An 8621-nucleotide genomic window follows, 5' to 3' on the forward strand; every position below is an offset into this window, starting at 1 on the left:
TCGCTGCCTCCCTTATGTTCGAAGCGGTCGGTTCCGGCTGGCAGCGCCAGCGACGGCGCAAGCGCGATCAGATTCTGCGCAGCCTGGCAGGCACTGACAAACGACATATCTTCAGTTTTCCATTCCCTCAGGGAATGCTGCGGCCAGCGCCACCCAGTGAGGTGGCGGTCTTGCATCCCGCGACGGGACCATGACGGAGGGTGCGCCGACGGACGGCCCGGCAACGCGTCAGGCGACGATGAAATTATCCTTGCCCTGCAACCAGGCAATCAATTCGACGGACTCGGGGATGGCTTGCAGCGGGATGTAGTAGATCTCGTCCTCCAGCTCGGGGATTGGAATCGGCAGCAGCTGCAGGTAGCCGGGCGACTGGATGATCAGGTCGATCTTGTCGCCCTCGTAGGCGGACTCGAAGTGGCTGCCGCCCTGGTCGACCACGACCCGGTCGGCATAGAAGCGCACCGAGCCACTCATGTGCTCACGGCCCTTGAAGATACGTTTATTGAGCAGGCGGCGGATCAGCCATTTCGGTTGCGGGGCGCCAGCGCCCATCTCCGCCAGCTTGGCCTGCGCCTTCGCTTTCGCCCACATGCCCAGCAGAATCAGGCCGATGGCGATGGCCGAAATCGCCGTCAGCGTGCCGGCTATCAGCAGGTCCACCGTCATGACCACCGCGGCGCCGATATAGGCCCCGTTGCGCACACGCAGCCAGCCGCCGTTTATCTGCTTGATCGCGTCTTTCTGGCGCTGGCGCTGTTCCAGCATGAAGGCTTCAAGGCTCTCCCGGGAAAGCTCATAGTCGACCTCACGAATGGGTGCTACCTGGTGCATGGCGGACCGTCCTTACAAAGGGCTGCATTATGCCGAACAGCGTGCACCGGCGTCAGGGTATTGCGCGCGGTCAGCGAACCTTGTCCAGGACCCACTCGACCAGCGCCCGAACCTTGGGCAACTCCAGCGACTGCTCGGCGCAGGCGATGTAATGCGCGCCCTCGCTGACCTTCAGGTGTTGCCAGGGGATCACCAGCTTGCCTTCGGCCAGTTCCTCCTCGACCAGGAAACGCGGCACCAGGGCGACGCCACAACCATCCTGGGCGGCGCGGATGCACATATAGAAGGTGTCGAAGCGCGGGCCGTGGTAGCTGTATTCGGTGTCGATGCCCTGCTCGTCGAACCACTGGTGCCAGGCCTCGGGCCGTGAAGCGCATTGCAGCAAAACCAGGGACGTCAGGTTCCCGGCGCTGGTGAACGCCGCATCCGGCAGGATCGACGGTGCGCAGACCGCGATCACGTCCTCGCCGAACAGCTCGATGCACGTGGCGCCGGGCCAGGTGCCGTTGCCGTAGAAGAACGCCACGTCGGCCTTGGCCTGCACCAGGTCGAAGGGCTCCAGTTCGTTGCGGATGTCCAGGTGGATCGTCGGGTGAGCCCTGGAGAAGCCCCTGAGATTGGGGATCAGCCAGCGCACGCCGAAGGTCGGCTGGGTGGCCACGCGCAACACCTCGGTCTCGCCGCCGTAGGAGAGGATGTAGCGGCTGGAGATATCGACCTGGGTGAGGATCTTGTCGACCTCGGCCAGGTACAGCTCGCCGGCGGGGGTCAGTTGCAGGCGCCGGCGAATGCGATGGAACAGCAGATGCTGGAGCATCTCCTCGAGTTGCGCGACCTGCTTGCTGACCGCGCTCTGGGTCAGGTGCAGCTCCTCGGCGGCACGGGTGAAGCTCATGTGCCGGGCGGCCGACTCGAAACACTGCAGGGCGGCCATGGTGGGAAGCAGGCGTTTGGACATGAACACTCCGAGAGCTCGGGCAGCGATGGTTCATTCTCCGAGGGAATGATGTGGTGCGTAAAGGTCGTTTGTTCGAAAAAAACATTCGGGTCGATACTGCGTGAAGTCACTGCAAACGACGCCCCTATTCAGCGCCTGCCGATGATCGGGTAGCCAACGCGCCAGATCGTCGCCAGGCGGCAACGCAGGAGAGAACGATGGTTGGTCAACTGCTGGAACGCCTCGGTGTACAACCACACACCTTTCAGGGCGGCGAACATGCCGTTTACACGCCGATCGACGGCAGCCGGATCGCCGGCGTACGCCTGGAAAGCGCCGAAGCGGTGCGCGCCAAGATCGCCAGCGGCCACCAGGCGTTTCTGGCCTGGCGTGACGTGCCAGCCCCTCGGCGTGGCGAGCTGGTGCGCATCTTCGGTGAGGTGCTGCGCGAGCATAAGGCCGAGCTGGGCGAGCTGGTGTCCATCGAGGCCGGCAAGATCACCCAGGAAGGCCTGGGCGAAGTGCAGGAGATGATCGATATCTGCGACTTCGCCGTCGGCCTGTCGCGCCAGCTGTACGGCCTGACCATCGCCTCCGAACGTCCTGGCCACCATATGCGTGAAACCTGGCACCCGCTGGGTGTGGTCGGGGTGATCAGCGCCTTCAACTTCCCGGTCGCGGTCTGGGCCTGGAACACCACCCTGGCGCTGGTGACGGGCAACGCGGTGATCTGGAAACCCTCGGAAAAGACCCCGCTGACCGCCCTCGCCTCCCAGGCCCTGTTCGACAAGGCGCTGAAGCGCTTCGGCGACGCGCCGCAAGGCCTGGCACAGTTGATCATCGGCGATCGCCAAGCGGGCGAGGCGCTGGTCGACGATGCCCGCGTGCCACTGATCAGCGCCACCGGCAGTACCCGCATGGGCCGCGAGGTCGGTCCACGGGTGGCGGCACGTTTCGCTCGCAGCATCCTCGAACTGGGCGGCAACAACGCGATGATCCTGGCGCCCAGCGCCGACCTCGACCTGGCGGTGCGCGGCATCCTGTTCAGTGCCGTCGGCACCGCCGGGCAGCGCTGCACCACCCTGCGCCGCCTGATCGTCCACCGCTCGGTGCAAGACGAGGTGGTCGCCCGCCTCAAGGCGGCCTACGCCAAGGTGCGCATCGGCGATCCGCGTCAGGACAATCTGGTCGGCCCACTGATGGACAAGCAGGCCTTCGACGCCATGCAAAGCGCCCTGGGCCGCGCCCGGGACGAAGGCGGCACGGTATTCGGCGGCGAGCGCCAGTTGCAGGAGCGCTACCCGGATGCCTACTACGTCAGCCCGGCCATCGTCGAAATGCCCGGCCAGACCGATGTCGTACGCCATGAAACCTTCGCGCCTATCCTCTACGTGCTGGGCTACGACACATTCGACGAGGCCCTGCGCCTGAACAACGAGGTGCCCCAGGGCCTGTCGTCGTGCATCTTCACCACCGACCTGCGCGAGGCCGAGCGCTTCCAGAGTGCCTCGGGCAGCGACTGCGGTATCGCCAACGTGAATATCGGCACCAGCGGTGCGGAAATCGGCGGCGCGTTCGGTGGCGAAAAGGAAACCGGCGGCGGTCGCGAATCCGGCTCCGACGCCTGGAAGGCCTACATGCGCCGGCAGACCAATACCATCAACTATTCCCGCGAACTGCCGCTGGCCCAGGGCATCGTCTTCGACTGAGCGAGGTCGCGCCATGCGTCAATTGCAGCACGCCTGTCTGTGGGAAACGCTTACGCCGCGCGAATCATTGTCCGGGCCGCTGAATGGCGACGTGCAGGCGGATGTCTGCATCATCGGCGCCGGCATCACCGGGCTGTCGGCCGCCTTGCAGTTGCTCGAACAGGGTCGCACGGTCTGCGTGCTCGACGCCCATGAAGTGGGCCACGGCGGCTCGGGACGCAACGTCGGCCTGGTCAATGCCGGCACCTGGATCAAGCCCGATGATGTCGAAGCCACCTTGGGCCAGCGCCACGGCAGCCGCCTCAACGAGGTGCTCGGCCAGGCACCCGCCGCGGTGTTCGCGCAGATCCGGCGCCTCGGCATCGACTGCCAGGCACGCAACGACGGCACCCTGCACATGGCGCACAACGCCGCCGGCCTGGCCGACCTCAAGGATCGCGAAGGGCAATGGCGGCGGCGCGGTGCCGATGTCGAATTGCTCACGGGAGCAGCCTGTGCCGACTACTGCGGTACCGACAGGATCACCGGCGCCCTGCTCGACCGCCGGGCCGGCACCATCAACCCTATGGCTTACACCATGGGCCTGGCCAGGGCAGTCATGCGCCTCGGCGGACGCATCCACCAACACTCGCCGGTGAAGGCACTGACCCGCTGTGGTGATGCCTGGCAAGTGCGTGGCGGCCAGGGCGCCGTCAACGCGCAGAAGGTGATCATCTCCACGGGCGCCTACACCGAGGGCGAGTGGACGCAGCTGCAGCGTCACTATTTTCGCGGCTATTACCTGCAGGTCGCCTCGACGCCGCTGCACGGCGCCGCGGCCGAGCAGGTGCTGCGCCACGGCCAGGGCTCATGGGACACGCGCAAGGTGCTCAGCAGCATTCGCCGCGACGCCGATGGCCGCCTGCTGCTGGGCAGCATGGGCCGCGCCGACAACAAACCGGACTGGTTCATTCGTGGCTGGGCTGATCGCATCCAGCAGCACTACTTCCCGGCGCTGGGCAAGGTCGAGTGGCAACTGCATTGGACCGGCTGCATCGACTTCACCCCCGATCACCTGATGCGCCTGTTCGAGCCGGCCCCCGGGCTGGTCGCGGTCACCGGTTACAACGGCCGCGGCAACACCACGGGTACGGTGGTCGGCAAGGCCCTGGCCCAGTTCCTGTCGAGCGACGACAGCGCAGCGCTGCCCATTCCTTTCTCACCCATGCAGGCACTGCGCGGCGCAGAGCTGCGCAGCAGCATGTACGAGACCGGCTTCTCGCTGTATCACGCAGGCCAGTGCCTGAGGGTCATTCTGTAAGCGCCTGTTCACGATCCTGTGCACTTGGCAAACCGGAACCCGTATTCCCATAGATCGGCGGCAAAGTGGCGCTAGCGGACATTTGTAGGGTGGACGACGCTTCATCCGTCCACCACTCTGCGATCGCGATGGTGGATGAAAAGAGCGTCATCCACCCTACGGCCGCTTTCGCCTTTTTGCTGCCATTGCGCGTGGCGTCTCGTCGAAAGATCGTGAACAGGTCCTAAGCGTCGCCGGCCAGCCTGCGATGGCTGGCTGGGGCTTCAATCCGCCAGCCTGGCCGATGCCGGGCTGAGTATCTCGATCTCGCGAATTTCGAAGTCCCGCAGTAAATAGTCCATGCGCCGCTCATGGAAGTCGCGCATATGCGGCAAGGCGCTGTGCACCGCCAGGTGCTGGCGGGACTGCCACACCTCGAAGAAGATGAACAGGGTGGGATCCTCGACATCGCGCAGCATGTGGTATTCGATGCAGCCGGGCTCGGCGCGGCTCGCTTCGACATGGGCGCGGAACAGCTGCTCGAAGGCCTCGGCCCGTTCAGGGTGGGTGTGAGCGTGCAGGATGAAGCCGTACATGATGAGTCTCCGTGGGGGATGCGAGTTGCACCCTACACCAGGAAATCGCCGTGGATTCGTGCTTTTCAGTCAATAGTGATTTGCCTGGGCAGGCGTTTTTCCCCTCGCCCGGAGCCCGTAGCCTGCCGCTACTCAATCAGTGACGGGAATACACCATGAAGAAGATCCTGCTCCTCAATGGCGGCAAGCAGTTCGCCCACTCCGCAGGTCGATTCAACCGCACCCTGCACGAAACCGCCATGGCGTTTCTCGACCAGACTGGCGTGCCGTTCAGAACCACCGAGATCGACGCGGGTTATGACGTCGCCGAAGAGGTGCAAAAATTCCTCTGGGCCGATGTGGTGATCTACCAGATGCCGGGCTGGTGGATGGGCGCGCCGTGGATCGTCAAGAAGTACATCGACGAAGTCTTCACCGAAGGCCACGGCAGCCTGTACGCCAATGACGGTCGTACCCGCTCCGATGCCTCGCAGAAATACGGCAGCGGCGGCCTGATCCAGGGCAAGCAGTACATGCTCTCGCTCACCTGGAACGCCCCGCAGCAAGCCTTCGACGACCCCAGCGACTTCTTCGAAGGCAAGGGCGTGGATGCCGTCTACTTCCCGTTCCACAAGTCTCAGCAGTTCCTCGGCATGAGCGCCCTGCCGACCTTCCTCTGCGCGGACGTGATGAAGCGCCCTGACGTCGAGCGCGACGTGATCCGTTACCGGCAGCACCTGGCCGGGATCGTCCAGGCGAGCGTCTGACAGCGATCCGGGCATGACAAGTACGCTGTCGAACGGCACTATCGGTCGTTGACCGACAGCGAAGGAATGCCTGCAATGCGCCTGCCCATCCTCAACACACCGCGCCTGCTTCTACAGCCCCTGCAGCTGGCGGACGCCGAGCAGATCCAGCCACTGTTCGGCCAATGGGAGGTGGTGCGCTACCTCAATAGCAGCGTGCCCTGGCCCTACCCGGCCGATGGCGCGCTGACCTACCTGCGTGATGTCGCCCTGCCGGCCATGGCCAGCGGCAGCGAATGGCACTGGACGCTGCGCCCGGCCAAGGATGCCGAGCGGGTGATCGGCGTCATCAGCCTGATGGATGCGCCAGACAATAACCGCGGTTTCTGGATCGCCCCGGCCTGGCAGCGCCAGGGCCTGATGAGCGAAGCCTGCAAGGCGGTCAACCGCTATTGGTTCGAGGTGCTGCTGCAGCCGCTGATGCGTGTGCCCAAGGCCGTGGCCAACAGGGCCTCGCAACGCCTTTCGGAACGCGAGGGGATGTGCCTGGTGGAAACCGGCGAGAGTGATTACGTCTCCGGCCGGTTGCCTTCGCAGATATGGGAAATCAGCCGTGAGGAGTGGCTGCGGCAGCAGCGCTGATCTGCTGCCCGATAGTTACAGAGGTTGCGGCTTGAGCGGCCTGGAAAAGTGATAGGTGGTCACGCAGCACAGCAGCAAACCGCCGATACCGAGCATACCGCCAACGATGCCGACATTGGCCACGCCCAACTGGCTGCTCACCAGGCTGCCGAGCAAGGCGCCGCCGCCGATGCCGATATTGAAGATGCCGGAAAACAGCGCCATGGCCACGTCGGTGGCGTCCGACGCCAGGTTCAGCACCTTGGCCTGCAGCGCCAGGCCGAAGCACATCATGGCGATGCCCCAGACCACGCTCAGGGTCGCCAGGTAGGCGTGCTCGCGGGCCACTGGCAGCAGGAACAGCATGCACAGGCTCAGCACGCTGATCGCCGCGATCACGAAACCGCGCGGGTAGCGTGCGCTGTAGCGGCTGAACAGGATGGAGCCGATGATCCCCGCACAGCCGAACAACAGCAGCAGCACGGTGATCATGTCGCCGGCGATGCCCGCCACTTCCAGGGCGAACGGCTCGATGTAGGTATACGCGGTGAAGTGCGCGGTGATCACCAGCGCGGTGAGCAGGTACACCGTGACCAGCGCCGGGCGCTTGAACAGCACCGGCAGGCTGCGCAGCGAGCCGGAGTTCTGGCTGGGCAGCAGCGGCAGGTTCTTCATCAGGCACAGCACCACCACGCCCGCCACCACGGCGATCACGGTAAAGGTCGTGCGCCAGCCCAGCACTTCGCCGATCACGCGGCCCAGAGGAATGCCCAGCACCATGGCCAAGGCGCTGCCAGTGGCCAGCAGGCCGAGGGCTTGCGCCTGCTTGCCTGCGGGCGCCACACGAACCGCCAGGGACGCAGTGATCGCCCAGAACAACGCGTGCGCCAGGGCGATGCCGATACGGCTGACCATCAGCACGCTGAAGCTCCAGGCGACCCCCGACAGGACGTGGCTGGCGATGAACAGCATGAACACGAAGGCCAGCAGCTTGCGTCGCTCGATATTGCGGGTCAGCAGCATCAGCGGTAGCGACGCCAGGGCGACCACCCAGGCATAGATGGTCAGCATCAGGCCGACGCTCGCGGTGGTCATGTCGAAGCTATGGCCGATCTGGCTCAGCAAACCCACCGGCACGAATTCGGTGGTGTTGAAGATGAAGGCGCCCAGCGCCAGTGCGATCACGCTCAGCCAGCTACCGCTATGCGCCTGCTCGGGTGTGTTCATTCGGGTGATATCCGCCCTTGGGGAACGCTGGCTACAACGGCCTTTCGCCCACGGCCGGATGGCAACGAGCGCGGTAGAAGCGAACGAAAAATTTAAAGCCCATACACGACGAACACGCACACGGCAGCCCGCGCGCCCTGGGCGATGAACGCTGGGAGTGGCGGATGCGAGAGCGGAAATTATAAGTATGGGGATGGCCTGCGGCGGCGATTCTACGCGCGGCACGGCACGTCGACAATACGCTCGGGAAGGCGTTGTAAAGCCGGGCGATAGCCGGTCTTCAGAGGATGGGTTGATGAGCGTTATCGATCGAGGAAAGAGGCACTTTTGTGGCGGTAGTGGATATTCGTAGATACCGTCTTGCCCGTTACCTTGCAAGCGCCAATTCGGCATCAAAAGGCATTCCCGATTTCAGCACGCCGTAGGCGATACACAGCAACTTGCGCATCGCCGCGCAGACGATCTGTTTGCCGGTTTTGCCTTTGGCTCTCATGCGCTCGGCCATTGCCCGTATCGCCGCGTTATGCGTTATGGACACCAAGCCGGGCATATACAGCCCTGCGCGTAAGATGGCCGAGCCGGTGCGAGATATCCGTGTTTGGCCTTTGAATTTCCCGGACTCCTGTAGCCTGGGATTGAGCCCCGCATAGGCCGTCACAGCACGGCTGCTGTCAAACCTGTGCAGATCGCCCAGTT

Annotated in this window: 9 protein-coding genes; 4 read left to right on the plus strand and 5 right to left on the minus strand. The window is 64.3% G+C overall.

Features of this window, described 5'->3' with window-relative positions; all coding sequences use genetic code 11:
- Window positions 1–228 precede the first annotated feature (228 nt).
- Window positions 229–831, minus strand: coding sequence for a hypothetical protein (locus BLR94_RS25685; RefSeq protein WP_084308725.1), 603 nt, complete (start codon window positions 829–831; stop codon window positions 229–231).
- Window positions 832–901: 70 nt separating this feature from the next.
- On the minus strand, window positions 902–1789 hold the full coding sequence (locus BLR94_RS25690) for a LysR substrate-binding domain-containing protein (protein WP_084308724.1): 888 nt from the start codon (window positions 1787–1789) through the stop codon (window positions 902–904).
- Between the two features lie 197 nt (window positions 1790–1986).
- Here BLR94_RS25690 and amaB point away from each other — a divergent pair, with 197 nt between their 5' ends.
- Window positions 1987–3477: an L-piperidine-6-carboxylate dehydrogenase gene (gene amaB / locus BLR94_RS25695; protein WP_084308723.1), complete on the plus strand. Its 1491-nt coding sequence runs from the start codon at window positions 1987–1989 to the stop codon at window positions 3475–3477.
- Window positions 3478–3490: 13 nt separating this feature from the next.
- Window positions 3491–4777: an L-pipecolate oxidase gene (gene amaA / locus BLR94_RS25700; RefSeq protein ID WP_084308722.1), complete on the plus strand. Its 1287-nt coding sequence runs from the start codon at window positions 3491–3493 to the stop codon at window positions 4775–4777.
- Between the two features lie 263 nt (window positions 4778–5040).
- On the opposite strand, the gene BLR94_RS25705 is transcribed toward amaA, so the two are convergent.
- On the minus strand, window positions 5041–5352 hold the full coding sequence (locus BLR94_RS25705; RefSeq protein WP_084308721.1) for a putative quinol monooxygenase: 312 nt from the start codon (window positions 5350–5352) through the stop codon (window positions 5041–5043).
- Between the two features lie 155 nt (window positions 5353–5507).
- On the opposite strand from BLR94_RS25705, the gene mdaB reads away from it, so the two are divergent.
- Window positions 5508–6098, plus strand: a complete 591-nt coding sequence (gene mdaB, locus BLR94_RS25710; RefSeq protein ID WP_084308720.1) for an NADPH:quinone oxidoreductase MdaB — start codon at window positions 5508–5510, stop codon at window positions 6096–6098.
- A gap of 75 nt (window positions 6099–6173) precedes the next feature.
- Window positions 6174–6719: a GNAT family N-acetyltransferase gene (locus tag BLR94_RS25715; protein WP_175154261.1), complete on the plus strand. Its 546-nt coding sequence runs from the start codon at window positions 6174–6176 to the stop codon at window positions 6717–6719.
- 15 nt (window positions 6720–6734) lie between these two features.
- Here the strand turns inward: BLR94_RS25715 and BLR94_RS25720 are convergent, their stop codons facing one another.
- Together BLR94_RS25720 and BLR94_RS25725 are read right to left on the minus strand one after the other, a co-directional pair.
- Entirely contained in the window at window positions 6735–7925 is a 1191-nt protein-coding gene (locus tag BLR94_RS25720; RefSeq protein WP_084308718.1) for a sugar transporter, read from the minus strand.
- 367 nt (window positions 7926–8292) lie between these two features.
- Window positions 8293–8621: transposase (locus BLR94_RS25725; protein ID WP_139207511.1), on the minus strand; the 329-nt coding region annotated here is incomplete at its 5' end.

The sequence above is a fragment of the Phytopseudomonas flavescens genome, assembly GCF_900100535.1.
Classification (GTDB): Bacteria; Pseudomonadota; Gammaproteobacteria; order Pseudomonadales; family Pseudomonadaceae; genus Aquipseudomonas; species Aquipseudomonas flavescens.